The sequence below is a fragment of the Sulfurospirillum sp. UCH001 genome (assembly GCF_001548035.1).
Classification (GTDB): domain Bacteria; phylum Campylobacterota; class Campylobacteria; order Campylobacterales; family Sulfurospirillaceae; genus Sulfurospirillum.
Window position 1 is genome coordinate 492153 of the sequence record NZ_AP014723.1, and the last position, 13987, is coordinate 506139.

Sequence of the window (13987 nt, forward strand, 5' to 3'; positions counted from 1 at the left end):
GAGGAGACTCTTCACCCCTCTCTTTGAAGGACATTGATGTCTTTACTTCACGTACAAAATATTTCACACGCTTTTGATTATCTTCTTTTCGAGAATGTTCATTTTGATCTTGCTCCTAAAGAATCAATGGCCATTTTAGGTGTCAGCGGTAGTGGAAAATCAACGCTTTTGCATATTTGTTCAACCTTGCTGAAACCAAATAACGGTGAAGTAATTTTGTGTGATCATAATATTTATCACGATAATGATGATGCAAGATTAAAGCTTAGACGTTATGACGTAGGCATTATTTTTCAATCGCACTATCTGTTTAAAGGTTTTTTTGCTAATGAAAATATTGAACTAGCTTCATTTATTAGTGATAAAACAATCGATAAAGGAATATTAGAGCGTTTGGGTATCGCTGATTTTATGCATTATAGAGTAGGCGATCTTTCTGGCGGGCAACAACAGCGTGTTTCTATTGCTCGTGTTCTTGCCAAAAAACCTAAAATTATTTTTGCAGATGAACCAACAGGAAACTTGGATGACAAAACAGCCCAAGAGGTTATGAATGTTTTATTTGAATACATTGAAAAAGAGAATGCTGCACTGCTTTTAGTGACACATAATCATCAGTTAGCCAAACAGTGTACATATGTACGCCATCTCCATGTGGATGGATTAAAAGAGGAAGCATAACGTGGAGTCACTGGTTAAACTTTTTGGTGAACATCAAGTGATTCTATTCTTTCTTCTATTTGCTAGAATTAGTGGGCTTTTCGCTTTTTTTCCTTTTTTCTCTCACGCAAATATTCCATTAACTATTAAAACATCTATGACGTTTTTTATGGTTATTTTTCTATTTCCACTTTTGCCTGCCTTACAGGTGACTCCAACATTACTGAATCTTACACTTGCAATAGTTGGTGAATTACTGATTGGTTTCGTTGCGGGGCTATTTTTAACTATTACGATTTCTATTTTACAAATGGCAGGTATGCAAATTTCGTTTATTATGGGTTTTACAATGGCGAGTGTTATTGACCCACAAACAAGTACCTCTATCCCTATATTGTCACAAATACTTTCCTTAATTGGTCTTATGGTTGTTCTTGCATTTAACGGGCATCACCAAATGCTACTTTTTATTGCGGATTCATTGACTCTTTTGCCGTTAGGAAACTTTTATCCTCAGACGAATATGTTAACGTATCTGCTCAAAGCTATGACAGGGATGTTTGTCTATGGATTTATTCTTTCATTTCCCGTTGTTGCTTTTTCTTTACTTTTAGATGTGGTTTTTGGAATGCTTATGAAAACAATGCCACAATTTAACCTTTTGGTTATTGGTTTCCCCATTAAAATTACGGTTTCATTTATTGTAATTGTTGCCACTTTAAGCTCTATCATGCTTCTCTTTAAAAAAGAGTTTATCGAAGCATTGAACCATTTGACACTTCTTTTTGTCCGTTAAAGCAATCATAAATTTTTTTATACTACAATGAGAGTTATTAATTCTCATTCAGGAGTGAGCATGCGCCTGTTACTACTCAATAATAATCCCGCTGTTTCAAGATTAATCAAACTTAGTGCCGAAAAAGCTGGGTATGAGTTAGACGAGTTCGAAGATTATGTGGCTTAGTACCACTCACAACATATGATGTCATTTTAGTTGACAATGAACTTTACGAAGAGAGTGCAGTAGCAGGACTACGTGAACATACAGGGTGTGACTATGTTGTTTATATTTGTCAAAGAGGTGCTAAAAAACCTGAGGCAATGAATGTTTCTTTGGAAAAGCCTTTCTTACCAACGGATTTTTTAGTTTTGATGGATAAGATTAAAAATGTTATTGCAAGCCATAAGTTAGAAGAGCCAAATGAGGAAGAGCCTATTTCTCAAGCCGATAAAGAAGATGCTGATGCATTTGATATTGATAAAATTGATGCTGAAGATGATGATATGCTACCAATCAATTTATTGGAAGAGCATCCAGATGATTTTAAAGAAGAGGAAGAAAATAGTGAAAAACTCACTTTTGATGATTTGGAATTAGATGATTTAAATTTAGAAGATGAATTATTTGATTCAAAGACATCGGATGAAAAAGAGTTGTCACACAGCGATGATAATTTCTCTTTTGATGATGTTGAACCTTTAGGAAAAGAAGACGTAACTTCGTTTGAAGATTTTGATTTTGAAGAAAATGAGCACCATGATACTGTCAATACTCTTGAAGCAGAAGAAAATGATTTCGAAGAAGAACATAATCCTTCTATTCTAGATAAAGATGATATTAATGAAGTAAAACAACTCTTAGATGAAAGTGACGAGAATGATGATGATGAAAAAGAAATTGCTGCATTGTCACTTGACGCATTAGGAGAAGAAGATGATACTGCTGGAACATTTTTCTTTGATGAAAAAGAGAGAGAAGAAGATCCTTTGATGAATAATGAGCTATTAGGTATTGAAGAAGAGGAAGAGACTGCTGAAGAGTTGAATCTTGAAGAAATGGCATTACCTGTTGAAGAAGATACAATGACAGAGTCATTTGAATCAGAGAGCAATACTTCTGTAGAGGAAAATCAAGAAGAGATTATCGATGACTTTGCAGAAGTGATTGATGAAAAAATTGAAGAAGAAAAAGAGCAAGTACTAGAAGAGGAAGCATTACTCCCAAAAATCGATGTAGCACTAGGCAATTTGGATCAAATAGGTGATATTGATTCCTTAGATGATCTCAATGAGAACATGTTGAAACAGGCATTTGGAGAAGAGATTGAAGAGAATGAGGTTTCAGCTCCAACACTAGTTGTTCCTGAATCAAAAAGCCATGAAATTGAAGTCATTCGTGATGAAATAGAAAGTAGTATTGCGAAAAGTATTTCAAGTTTAGCACAAAGTGACATTTTGCGTGAAGCTCTTAAAGGTATGCGTCTTAATATTTCTATTACATTTGATGAAAAAGAGTAGAAGTGAAAGGTAACCTTTTAGTCATCTCAGGACCGAGTGGTTCAGGTAAAAGCTCTTTAATGAAAGAGGTCCTGAAAGAAATTACAGATTCTTATTTTTCGATTTCAAGTACAACACGATCTATTCGTGAAGGTGAAGTGGATGGGATTAATTACCATTTCATCTCCAAAGAAGAGTTTGAAAAAGACATGGATGCAGGATTTTTTTTAGAATGGGCAAAAGTCCATGATAATTATTATGGAACATCACTCAAACCAATTTTAAAAGAGTTACATGCAGGAAAACTGGTCATCTGCGATATTGATGTACAAGGACACAAAATTGCTCGTGAGAAGTTTGGAAGCTTAATTACATCTGTTTTCATTACGACACCTGATCAGAAAAGTTTGAAAGAAAGACTGATTAGTAGAGGGACAGATAGTTCAGAGGTCATCGAAAAACGTCTTGCTAACGCTGTTTCTGAGATGACACGTATAAGGGAATATGATTATGTGTTAATTAACGATGATTTTAAAACAGCTTTACATGATTTGCTAGCAATTGCATATACTTCGCGGAAAAAAATGGAGTTGATGGACTTAGGTGAGTTTATCAGTGCTTGGGCAAATATCGAATAAAAAAGTGGTTCATTTTTAGTTTATAAAAAAATGCTACAATATCAAGATAAAGTATATCGTCATTAAGACAAAGGAGATAGTATGGGTTCATTTAGTATAGGTCATTGGTTAGTTATTTTAGCAGTTGTTGTTTTACTATTTGGTGCTAAAAAAATACCAGAACTTGCAAAAGGCATTGGTCAAGGTATGAAAGATTTTAAAAAAGCTATCAAAGAAGATGAAGAAGTTAAAACGACTGTGGATCAAGTAGAATCAAAACCTGAATCTACTGCTACAACAACAGCAGCACACACAGATGAAAAAAAATCTGTATAAGGTTATGTATTGAAAAAATCGGTTATTCGTGTTATTAAAGAGAAATTACAAAGAGAGTTTGTTTTAGAAAAACCTACCAATCTCTCTTTTGGTCATTACGCTACGCCTATCGCTTTTTCTCTAGCTAAAGAGTTAAAAAAATCACCTATTGCTATTGCAGAAGAGATTTGTACTCAGTTTGATACTGGAGAAATATTCCAAGAAGTGACACCTATTAAAGGGTATATCAATTTCAAGTTGAGTGAACAATTCTTGGATCAGTATGCTACATGGGCAATTCAGAATGAAACTCTATTTGGTAAAGATGAACAAAGCGAAACAATCTTACTCGAATACGTGAGTGCAAACCCAACAGGACCTTTGCATATTGGACACGCACGTGGTGCAGTAATTGGTGATGCTTTATCTCGTATTGGTTCTCATTTAGGATATAAAATCACGACAGAGTATTATGTTAATGATGCTGGTAACCAAGTAGATCTTTTAGGTCTTTCTATTTATCTTGCAGGACGTGAGCATATTCTTCGTGTATATGTTGAATGGCCAGAAGAGTTTTATCGTGGAGAGTATATTGTTGATTTAGCACATGTTGCTAAAGCTGAACTCGGTAATGCTATTTTTGAAGATGAAGCAAATATCAAAACGCTTTCTGTGTGGGGCAAAGATAAGATGCTTGAACTCATTAAATCTAATCTTGCCGACGTTGGTATTGAATTTGAACAATTTGTCAGTGAAAAATCTCTTTATGATAAATGGGATGAAAGCTTTGCAAAACTCCAAAAAAACGATAAAACCTATGAAGACGGTGGTAAAATTTGGATTCGTTCTACAGAGCTTGGCGATGAAAAAGATCGTGTTGTTGTAAGAGAAGATGGTAGACCAACGTATCTTGCAGGCGATATCATCTATCACGATAATAAATTTCAAAGAAACTACGATAAATACATCAATATCTGGGGTGCTGATCATCATGGGTATATCACACGTGTAAAAGCAGCGATAAACTTTTTAGGTTATGATGAACAAAAACTTGAAGTTCTTTTAGCTCAAATGGTTTCTCTTCTTAAGGGTGGTGAGCCATATAAGATGAGTAAACGCGCAGGAAATTTCATTTTGATGAGTGATGTTGTAAGTGAAGTGGGCAGTGATGCGCTTCGTTTTGTTTTTTTAAGCAAAAAATCTGACACACATCTTGAATTTGATGTAGATGTCTTTAAACAAGAAGACAGCAATAATCCAATTTTCTATATTAATTACGCACATGCTCGTATTAATCAAATTTTTGCAAAAGCAGAAAAAAGCCTTAGTGATGTACAAAATGTAAAGCTTGAAAACCTTAGTGAAGATGCACAAAATCTTCTTTTTAGTGCTCTTTTATTACCAGAAGTTTTAGAAGACGCATTTCACTCGAGACAAGTACAAAAAGTGACCGAATATCTGAAGAACCTTGCTGCAAGTTTGCACAAATTCTATAATGAAAACCGCGTTGTTGGAAGTGTTGATGAATCAAAACTTCTGAAGCTTTTTGCTGTTGTTGGATTGTCTCTTCGTGTAGGACTTAAACTTATAGGTATTGACGCAAAAGACAAAATGTAGAGTGTGGTTGTGAGAAGACTAAACCTCATTTCGTCAATTCTAACATTCGTAATTAGAAATCCAAAAGCCTTAATCATAGCCTTCCTTTTAGGAGGGCTATCGTACTCGTATGAAGTTTTCATTGCACGTGATACAATGGCTTTTGCTGGTATCCCTAAAGCCATGGACAACTCCATTCAGACCTATACACGAATTTTCAGAAATAGTGCTTATATGGTTGGTTATTCCGATATCAAAGGCAACCCTTTATGGGTTGTTTATAAACTAACTCCCCCAAGTGAAAATGCGCCTCGTTTAAAACGCCCTGAAAACTTTAATGCTGATTGGCGCAATTTCGGATTCATTGACTCAAATGACTATACGAATAGTGGATATGATAGAGGGCACATGGCTCCTAATCATGCCATTTCACTTCTTTATGGAAAACAAGCACAAATAGAAACTTTTTTAATGACGAATATCACCCCTCAAAAACCATCGCTCAATCAAAAACTTTGGCAACGTTTAGAAGAGATTGAACTTGAATCTTTTACCTCAAAATTTAAAGAGGTATGGGTTTATACAGGACCATTGTTTGATGAGAAGATAACACACTTAAAAAGCTCACGTTTTGTTGAAATCCCTGATGCATTTTATAAAATCTATGCTGGTATTGAGGAAAATGGTACGATTAAAGTATTAGCAGTCATTGTGCCTCAAAATGCTAAAACAAATGATCGTATTGAAAAATATATTGTAAGCATTGATGAAGTTGAACGTCGTAGTGGCTTTGATTTTTTACATCAATTAGAAGATAGCCTAGAAATCATATTAGAAAAAGAGATTAATCTAGCACCTTGGTTTTAATACCATTTTATAAGATTTAAACGATGTCATCAAAAACTGTCACTTTGATATTTTACTTTTTGAGATGGCATGATTTACATATACCATTCATTACAATAAAGCTATTGTTAATATAAAAACCACTTTTTGAAGTGATAGTTTCTAAAAGAGGTTTTGTTTCAACAAACATGTCTTCGACACTTCCACATTCACTGCATAAAAGATGAATATGAGGGACTTTTTTGATTTCATATTGTTGTTTTTGCTGTGGAAGTTTTACCTCTTCTAAGATATGAAAAGAGATCAGATCATTGATATTACGATAAAGTGTTGCTTTCGACATTGTAGGATACTTTTGGAAAATAAAATCATACAGTGTATCGATGTCAACATGACCAAAGTGATCGATTGCATCTAAAATGGCAAGCCTTTGATGTGTAGATTTGAGATTGCTTGCTTTTAAAACGTCTTTAAACCGATCCATTTGAATACTGTCCTTTATATATAATATAAAATTTTATAGGAGCTGAACTTAATAAGATATTAACTATCCTATTTATTTAAAAATATAATAGTAAATTATTCTAATTAATATTAATTACTATTTAAGATAATTATTCATATACTTCTTTTTATAATCTTAAAAAGGAGAAGAAATGCAGATTTCTAAGGTACTTAGTCTTTGTGCACTCAGTGCAACTGTTGTTTTGGGTGCAAATAGCCTTGTTGATAAGGTTAAACAAAATGGGATAGAAGCTATTCCTGTAAGCCAATTGGAAATTTTAAAATTAATTGATGATCCTAAAGATCCAATAACTGATGCTAAGGTTGAGTTGGGAAAAAAACTTTATTTTGATCCTCGAATGTCAAAAAGCTCCATCATTAGCTGTAATACGTGTCATAATTTAGCAACAGGTGGAACAGATGGAATTAGTGCAGCAATTGGGCATGGCTGGACAGCGAATCCACATCACCTAAATTCTCCAACAGTTTATAATGCCGCATTTTTTAAGGCGCAATTTTGGGATGGAAGAAGTCCTCACTTAGCAGATCAAGCACAAGGTCCAGTACAAGCAGGACCAGAAATGGCAGCGCCACCAAAGTTAGTTGAAGAACGTATCAATTCCATTCCTGAATATGTTGAATTTTTTAAGGGTGCATATGGAGATAATGTAAAAATTAACTTTGAAAAAATTACTTCAACCATTGCAATTTTTGAAAAAACCTTGGTGACACCATCTCGTTTTGATGACTTTATGAATGGAAAAGATAATGCACTCTCTAAAGCAGAAAAAGAGGGACTTGAGGTGTTTATAGATAAAGGATGTGCAAGTTGCCATAACGGTATTGCACTAGGAGGAACGATGCAACCATTCCAAGTAGCTGGTAAATATAAATTTGCACAAGTCGGTGATTTTAAAGGTGATCAGAATGGTATGGTCAAAACACCAACATTAAGAAATATCTCAGAGACAGTACCATACTTCCACAATGGTGCAATTTGGACGCTTAAAGACGCTATCAAAGAGATGGGCAGCACTCAGCTTGGAATTAGTATTAGCGATGCGGAGAGTACAAAGATTGAAACATTTTTGAAAGCATTGAAAGGTAGAAAACCAGTGATTATTTATCCTGAGTTACCTGAAAGTAGTGAAAAAACGCCAAAACCTGACGCTAAATTTTAGTGTAGTATGACCTTCCTAGTTTTGCTAGGAAGGTGTTTTTATGGTTTATTCTACGCCTCTTACTTTTTTCATCTCATCTTCTCTTTCTTTGAGGAAAAGTTCTAAATTATATTTTTGGCGGTATTGCGGTGTCATAAGATGAATGAGTACATCTCCCATATCAATGACTGTCCAATTCTCATCAGCATCAACGTGTAAGAAACTTTCACCTGCACCTTTAAGTTCTGTTTTTAGATGGTCGAGTAGTGAAAGCCCATGTCTCTCACCCATTGTTGTTGCAATAACAACGGTATTGACAAAGTAGTCTTTGCCTGTCATATCAAATACTTGTATATCTTCTGCTTTTTTATCGCTTAATGCAGTTACGATTCTTTCAATTCTATTATCCATTGGATTCCTTGTATAAAACGCTATCACTTCATTTTCGATGGCTTTGGGGATAAATCTATGGTCCAAAAATGAGCGGAGCTTTGAAGAGCTGATATTAACATTAATTGGCAAAATTTTCAAGTCTTTTGGCGGTGTAAATTCTCCCCTTGGTGCTACAACAAATTCAACAAGTGTACAGAGTTCGTCATAACGATTCCATTTTGGAAGTGAGGCAAAACTATCGCTTCCAACAATCAAAAAGAGTTTAGCATCAGGATATAAACTTTTAATATGTAAAACGGTTTCAATGGTAGGAACCTGTCTTTTTTGGTCACATTCGTATGAAAAAATTTCTACTTTGTCAATGCCTTCAAAGATTTTAGCCAGCCAGCTTTGTCGTAAGTCAGCAGGAGCACAAAAATTTTCTTTAAAGGGACTGAGATAGGTTGTTACGATGAGAAGCTTGTCAATATCAAGGATTTCTAAGGCTTTTTTGACAATGAGCTCATGCCCGGTATGTGGAGGATCAAATGATCCACCAAAGATAGCTATGTTCAACTGTGGGACTCCATGGACTTTAAACTTTTTTATACATCATTTTTGCTAAAATAATTCGCTTTCCTAAATGAAAGCAGATGGATTAAAACGACTATTATATCAAAAGGAATACCTATGGCACTCAAAATTGCTATAAATGGATTTGGCCGCATTGGAAGATGTGTTGCAAGAATTATTGATTCACGAGATGATGTTGAGTTGGTGTGTGTCAACGATACGGCAGATCGTTCTATGACTAAACAATTACTCAAATACGATAGCGTACATGGTATTTTCCCTGGAACAGTTGAGTTATTAGAGAATGATTATATGCAAATAGGAAAAGCAAAAGTTAAAATGTTTTCAACCCGTGATCCTAAAGCTTTGAATTTTGCAGACTATGGTGTGGATGTTGTCCTTGAATGTACGGGCGCGCTTCTCACACAAAAAGATACACAAGTTTTTATTGACAATGGCATTAAGAAAGTCGTTATGTCTGCTCCTGCAAAAGATGATACTCCAACGTTTGTTATCGGTGTGAATGAAGACAAATATGCTGGTCAAGCCATCGTTTCTAATGCAAGTTGTACAACAAACTGTTTAGGGCCAGTAGCTAAGATTTTAGATGATGCTTTTGGTATTGACAAAGGTTTGATGACAACGGTTCACTCTTACACAAATGATCAAAATATTTTAGATGTTAAACACAGTAAAGATTTACGTCGTGCGCGTGCTGCTGCGATCAATATGATTCCAACCAGTACCGGCGCAGCGAAGGCTATTGGTTTAGTACTTCCACACCTCAAAGGTCGTTTACATGGACAAAGTGTTCGTGTACCAACTCCAAATGTTTCTATTGTTGACCTTAACGTTGTTATTAAAAAAGATACAACAAAAGAAGAAGTGAATGCACTTTTCACACAACATGCGAATGGAAATTTAAAAGGTATTTTAGAAGTAGATGTTGAGCAAAGAGTTTCACAGGATTTTATAACGACAACATGGAGTTCAATTGTTGCAACAGATTTAACACAAGTCATTGGCGGCAATATGGTTAAAGTGATGGCTTGGTATGACAACGAATGGGGCTATTCGACTCGTTTAGTTGATATGGCTGTACACGTAAGCAAATAAAAAGGATAAGGAATGATTCGCTCTATTAGAGATTTGGATATTGCAGGTAAAAAAGTTTTTATTCGTTGTGATTTCAATGTGCCTTTAGATGAGTTTGCTAATATCACTGATGATAGACGTGTACGTTCAGCAATCCCTACCATTCGTTACTGTCTAGATCATGGTTGTTCTATCATTCTAGCAAGCCACCTAGGTCGTCCAAAAGGTGTAGTGGATGAAAAATACTCACTAGCACCTGTTCAAATGAGACTTAAACGTCTTTTGGAGAAAGAAGTTATTCTTGCTACAGATGTCATTGGCAAAGATGCATCTGAAAAAGCAGCGGCATTGCAGCCAGGAGAGATTTTACTTTTAGAGAATCTTCGTTTTTGCAAAGGCGAAACTGCTAATGATGAAGAATTTGCTAAAGCTTTAGCTGATATGGCAGAAGTGTATATCAATGACGCATTTGGTGTATGTCACCGTGCACACGCTTCGGTTGAAGCTATCACACATTATTTCAATGAAAAGAGTTCTGCTGCTGGATTTTTACTTCAAAAAGAAGTTGAATTTTCTAAAAATCTTCTTCGTCGCCCAACACGCCCGTTTGTTGCCGTTGTTGGCGGAAGTAAAGTGAGTGGAAAACTCCAAGCATTGGTTAATCTTCTTCCGCGTGTTGATAAATTGGTCATTGGTGGAGGTATGGCATTTACTTTCCTTAAAGCGCAAGGACTTGATATCGGTAATTCATTGGTAGAAGATGAACTTCTTGATGAAGCAAGTCGTGTCATGGAAGAAGCAAAACGTCTAGGTGTAAAACTTTACTTACCTGTTGATGTGGTTGCTGCCCAGACATGTTCACAAGATGCAACGATTAAGTTTGTTACCGTTCAAGAAATTCCAAAAGGTTGGATGGGCCTTGATATTGGACCTGCAACGTCACGTCTATTTAGAGAAGCGTTAGCAGATGCTCAAACGATTCTTTGGAATGGTCCAATGGGTGTATTTGAACTCGAAAAATTCTCTAAAGGCAGCTTTAAAATGTCTCATGTCATCGCAGAAGCACATGCAACAACGGTTGTAGGTGGTGGTGATACTGCTGATGTGGTTGCACGTGCAGGTGACGCTGATGAGATGACATTTATCTCAACCGGTGGTGGTGCGAGTTTAGAACTCATCGAAGGAAAAATCCTTCCAGGTGTTAAAGTACTAAGTACAAGTGAGACTGAGTAAGCATGATCATTGCTTCAAATTTCAAAACAAACTACACTAGAGGTTCTGCTAAAGCATTTATAAAAGAGATACAAACATTTGTTTCTCATACAAAAAGCGAGCAAAATGTACGTATTTTTGCTCCCTTTACCGCATTGGATCGGTTTGATGAGATACAAAATATCAAAGTAGGCGCTCAAAACTTTTATCCAATTCAAAGTGGTTCATATACAGGTGAAATTGGTTTTGAACAACTTGAAGAGTTTGGTATCGATACCGTATTGATTGGACACAGTGAAAGACGTCATATTTTAAAAGAGTCACAGAGTTTTATTGCAGCAAAATATGACTTTGCGAAAGCCAGAGAAGTGGAAATTGTTTATTGTATAGGAGAGCCTCAAGAAATTCGTATGCAAGGCATTGATGCGATTATGAGTTATCTCTGGGAGCAATTTGAAGGCATTGACATTCATTATGATAGGCTTGTTATCGCATATGAACCAGTTTGGGCTATTGGTACAGGGCTTAGTGCAAGTTTAGAAGATATCGAAGAAGTTTTAACAAGACTTCAAGAGAAACTCTCTGCGCCGTTACTGTATGGTGGCAGTGTAAAAGTAGAGAATATTGAATCTATTTTGAATGTGAAAGCGTGCGAAGGTGTGTTAGTTGGCACAGCAAGCTGGAATGAAAAAGCGTTTTGTGAGATGATTCGCATCGCTGATACTGTAAAAAAATAAGAGGAGTTTGAGTTATGTTCATGAAAGGTAAAAAAGGTCTTATCGTAGGAATTGCTAATAATAAATCTATTGCATATGGAATCGCTAAGGCGTGTAAAGAACAAGGTGCGGAGTTAGCATTTACGTATTTAAATGAGCAACTAGAAAAAAGAGTTCGCCCTATCGCTGAAGAATTCGGCTGTGATAAAGTGTATGAACTTGACATTAACAATCCAGCCCATTTAGAGGCTTTAACAGCTTCTTTGGAAAAAGATTTTGGCAAGATTGATTTTGTGGTTCACTCTGTTGCGTATGCACCTAAAGAAGCATTGAGTGGCAAATTTGTAGATACGACTAAAGAAGCATTTGACATTGCTCTTGGAACATCTGCGTATTCACTGGTTTCACTCTCTCGCGCGTGTTTACCTGTTATGAATGACAATGGCTCAATCTTGACGTTAACATACTTAGGTGGACCACGTTATGTTCCTCACTATAATGTTATGGGTGTTGCTAAAGCAGCATTAGAAGCATGTGTACGTTACCTTGCTGTTGATCTTGGAAGTAGAGGCATTCGTGTGAATGCTATCAGTGCAGGTCCTATCAAAACACTTGCAGCTAGTGGTATTGGCGATTTTAGAATGATCCTAAATTGGAATGAAATCAATGCACCACTTCGTAAAAATGTTACAACAGATGAAGTCGGTAACAGTGGAATGTATCTTTTAAGTGATCTTGCAAGTGGTGTTACAGGTGAGATTCACTATGTAGATGCTGGCTATAGCATTATGGGTATGGGTATGGATGAGACAGATGAAGAAGGCCATACTGTACTTGCTTGGGATATGAAAAAGTAAGGAAAAACATGAAGCTAGTACTGCAAAAACTTTGTTATGTGGTACTTATGCTCTGTATTATCTCTCTTATCTCTTTTGGAGCGATTCATCTCGCTCCTAACTCTTTTTTCGCTAGTGGCGATCTCAATCCAAATATTACTCCTGAAGCACTAGAGCAACTAAAGCGTGTTTATGGGCTTGATCAATCTTTGTCTGTGCAGTTTTTTTCTTGGTTTAAAGCTATGTTGCAACTTGATTTTGGGATTTCATTTGCAAGTGGTAAAGCCGTACGCGATGAGATTCTTGAACGCCTGCCAATTACGTTATTAATGAATGTCATTAGTATGATTTTAGTCTTTATTTTAGCCCTTTATTGGGGCATAAAATCAGCTATGAAGCAGTCAAGTTTTTATGATAAAAGTGTCAAACAGCTTGCGCTTATCAGTTATGCGATGCCTTCATTTTACCTCTCTTTACTTTTAGTGATTCTTTTTTCCGTTTACTGGAAAGTTTTTCCTATTTCAGGGCTTCATTCTCAAGGCATTAGTGGGCAAGGCATTGTTTATATTGCTGATATGGCATGGCATTTAGTTTTGCCTATTTTTGTTATGGTTTTTGGAGGATTAGGCAGCTTAATTTTGTATGTGAGAAGTTTAACGATCAATATTTTAAAAAGTGACTACATCTTTTTTGCCAAAAGTAGAGGTATTGAAGGAAGAGCTCTTTTAATGCGCTTTATTCTCCCGAATCTTTCACCTCCTATTATAACTATTTTAGGGCTTTCCCTACCTGGTCTTATTGGTGGTAGTGTCATTCTAGAGTCTATCTTTGCTATTAATGGTATGGGACTTCTTTTTTATCAAAGCGCACTCAGTCGTGATTATCCCGTCATTATGGGGATACTCATTATTTCATCATTTTTAACTTTATTAGGTAATATGATTGCCGATTTGGTTTTAACAAAACTCAATCCTCATTTTAAACGTAGAGGATAAATAATTTTCAAGGATCAAATAGTGAAAAGTATTTTTTTAGCTCTTATATTAGTTGGACTTATAAGTGGTTGCGCAACATGGGGTGGTATAAAAAAGGATGCAAAAGACGGTTATGAATGGACAAAAGAAAAGATCAATGATGGTGCAAGCTACGTTAAAGAGAAAACTGAGTAAAGAATAACGTGGTTACGTGTAAAGTTTCAAACTTTACAC

Annotated in this window: 16 protein-coding genes; 14 read left to right on the forward strand and 2 right to left on the reverse strand. The window is 35.8% G+C overall.

The window, feature by feature from the left end:
* Positions 1-36: 36 nt before the first annotated feature.
* The 7 genes from UCH001_RS02510 (at position 37) to UCH001_RS02540 (ending at position 6332) form a co-directional block, all read left to right on the forward strand.
* The gene (locus UCH001_RS02510) at positions 37-681 is read left to right on the forward strand and encodes an ABC transporter ATP-binding protein (protein WP_067173926.1); all 645 of its coding nucleotides are present in this window, start codon (positions 37-39) and stop codon (positions 679-681) included.
* 1 nt (position 682) lies between these two features.
* A complete protein-coding gene (fliR, locus tag UCH001_RS02515; protein WP_067173929.1) occupies positions 683-1456 on the forward strand; it encodes a flagellar biosynthetic protein FliR in 774 nt (257 codons plus the stop codon).
* Between the two features lie 305 nt (positions 1457-1761).
* Complete coding sequence (locus UCH001_RS02520; protein WP_067173932.1) at positions 1762-2958, forward strand: hypothetical protein; 1197 nt, start codon at positions 1762-1764, stop codon at positions 2956-2958.
* A gap of 2 nt (positions 2959-2960) precedes the next feature.
* A complete protein-coding gene (gmk, locus tag UCH001_RS02525; RefSeq protein WP_067173935.1) occupies positions 2961-3575 on the forward strand; it encodes a guanylate kinase in 615 nt (204 codons plus the stop codon).
* An 81-nt stretch (positions 3576-3656) separates the two neighbouring features.
* The gene (locus tag UCH001_RS02530; protein WP_067173937.1) at positions 3657-3890 is read left to right on the forward strand and encodes a twin-arginine translocase TatA/TatE family subunit; all 234 of its coding nucleotides are present in this window, start codon (positions 3657-3659) and stop codon (positions 3888-3890) included.
* Between the two features lie 9 nt (positions 3891-3899).
* Positions 3900-5486: an arginine--tRNA ligase gene (gene argS, locus UCH001_RS02535; RefSeq protein WP_067173939.1), complete on the forward strand. Its 1587-nt coding sequence runs from the start codon at positions 3900-3902 to the stop codon at positions 5484-5486.
* Between the two features lie 9 nt (positions 5487-5495).
* Complete coding sequence (locus UCH001_RS02540; protein ID WP_067178443.1) at positions 5496-6332, forward strand: DNA/RNA non-specific endonuclease; 837 nt, start codon at positions 5496-5498, stop codon at positions 6330-6332.
* A gap of 52 nt (positions 6333-6384) precedes the next feature.
* Here UCH001_RS02540 and UCH001_RS02545 read toward each other — a convergent pair whose 3' ends face one another.
* Positions 6385-6795 (reverse strand): Fur family transcriptional regulator, encoded by a 411-nt coding sequence (locus tag UCH001_RS02545; RefSeq protein WP_067173942.1) that lies wholly within the window; start codon positions 6793-6795, stop codon positions 6385-6387.
* Between the two features lie 172 nt (positions 6796-6967).
* Between UCH001_RS02545 and UCH001_RS02550 the strand changes: the two genes are divergently transcribed.
* Positions 6968-7996 carry a cytochrome-c peroxidase gene (locus tag UCH001_RS02550; protein WP_067173945.1) on the forward strand — a complete coding sequence of 343 codons (1029 nt, stop codon included), beginning with the start codon at positions 6968-6970 and terminating at the stop codon, positions 7994-7996.
* 45 nt (positions 7997-8041) lie between these two features.
* On the opposite strand, the gene nadD is transcribed toward UCH001_RS02550, so the two are convergent.
* Complete coding sequence (gene nadD / locus UCH001_RS02555) at positions 8042-8923, reverse strand: nicotinate (nicotinamide) nucleotide adenylyltransferase (protein WP_067173947.1); 882 nt, start codon at positions 8921-8923, stop codon at positions 8042-8044.
* Positions 8924-9037: 114 nt separating this feature from the next.
* On the opposite strand from nadD, the gene gap reads away from it, so the two are divergent.
* The 6 genes from gap to UCH001_RS13250 are packed head-to-tail and all read left to right on the forward strand — an operon-like array spanning position 9038 to position 13948.
* Complete coding sequence (gene gap / locus UCH001_RS02560) at positions 9038-10036, forward strand: type I glyceraldehyde-3-phosphate dehydrogenase (protein ID WP_067173950.1); 999 nt, start codon at positions 9038-9040, stop codon at positions 10034-10036.
* A gap of 12 nt (positions 10037-10048) precedes the next feature.
* Positions 10049-11248: a phosphoglycerate kinase gene (gene pgk / locus UCH001_RS02565; RefSeq protein WP_067173951.1), complete on the forward strand. Its 1200-nt coding sequence runs from the start codon at positions 10049-10051 to the stop codon at positions 11246-11248.
* Positions 11249-11250: 2 nt separating this feature from the next.
* Entirely contained in the window at positions 11251-11964 is a 714-nt protein-coding gene (locus UCH001_RS02570) for a triose-phosphate isomerase (protein ID WP_067173954.1), read from the forward strand.
* Between the two features lie 14 nt (positions 11965-11978).
* Positions 11979-12800 (forward strand): enoyl-ACP reductase FabI, encoded by an 822-nt coding sequence (gene fabI, locus UCH001_RS02575; protein ID WP_067173955.1) that lies wholly within the window; start codon positions 11979-11981, stop codon positions 12798-12800.
* An 8-nt stretch (positions 12801-12808) separates the two neighbouring features.
* The gene (locus tag UCH001_RS02580; protein ID WP_067173958.1) at positions 12809-13774 is read left to right on the forward strand and encodes an ABC transporter permease; all 966 of its coding nucleotides are present in this window, start codon (positions 12809-12811) and stop codon (positions 13772-13774) included.
* A gap of 21 nt (positions 13775-13795) precedes the next feature.
* The gene (locus UCH001_RS13250; RefSeq protein WP_173636807.1) at positions 13796-13948 is read left to right on the forward strand and encodes a hypothetical protein; all 153 of its coding nucleotides are present in this window, start codon (positions 13796-13798) and stop codon (positions 13946-13948) included.
* Positions 13949-13987: the final 39 nt, after the last annotated feature.

Excerpts from the sequence above, each read along its gene's own strand:
- pgk (WP_067173951.1), top strand. The coding sequence starts at position 10,049 with ATGATTCGCTCTATTAGAGATTTGGATATTGCAGGTAAAAAAGTTTTT.
- UCH001_RS02550 (WP_067173945.1), top strand. The coding sequence starts at position 6,968 with ATGCAGATTTCTAAGGTACTTAGTCTTTGTGCACTCAGTGCAACTGTT.
- UCH001_RS02510 (WP_067173926.1), top strand. The coding sequence starts at position 37 with ATGTCTTTACTTCACGTACAAAATATTTCACACGCTTTTGATTATCTT.
- UCH001_RS02570 (WP_067173954.1), top strand. The coding sequence starts at position 11,251 with ATGATCATTGCTTCAAATTTCAAAACAAACTACACTAGAGGTTCTGCT.
- fabI (WP_067173955.1), top strand. The coding sequence starts at position 11,979 with ATGTTCATGAAAGGTAAAAAAGGTCTTATCGTAGGAATTGCTAATAAT.
- gap (WP_067173950.1), top strand. The coding sequence starts at position 9,038 with ATGGCACTCAAAATTGCTATAAATGGATTTGGCCGCATTGGAAGATGT.
- UCH001_RS02530 (WP_067173937.1), top strand. The coding sequence starts at position 3,657 with ATGGGTTCATTTAGTATAGGTCATTGGTTAGTTATTTTAGCAGTTGTT.
- UCH001_RS02545 (WP_067173942.1), bottom strand. The coding sequence starts at position 6,795 with ATGGATCGGTTTAAAGACGTTTTAAAAGCAAGCAATCTCAAATCTACA.
- UCH001_RS02520 (WP_067173932.1), top strand. The coding sequence starts at position 1,762 with ATGAATGTTTCTTTGGAAAAGCCTTTCTTACCAACGGATTTTTTAGTT.
- UCH001_RS02580 (WP_067173958.1), top strand. The coding sequence starts at position 12,809 with ATGAAGCTAGTACTGCAAAAACTTTGTTATGTGGTACTTATGCTCTGT.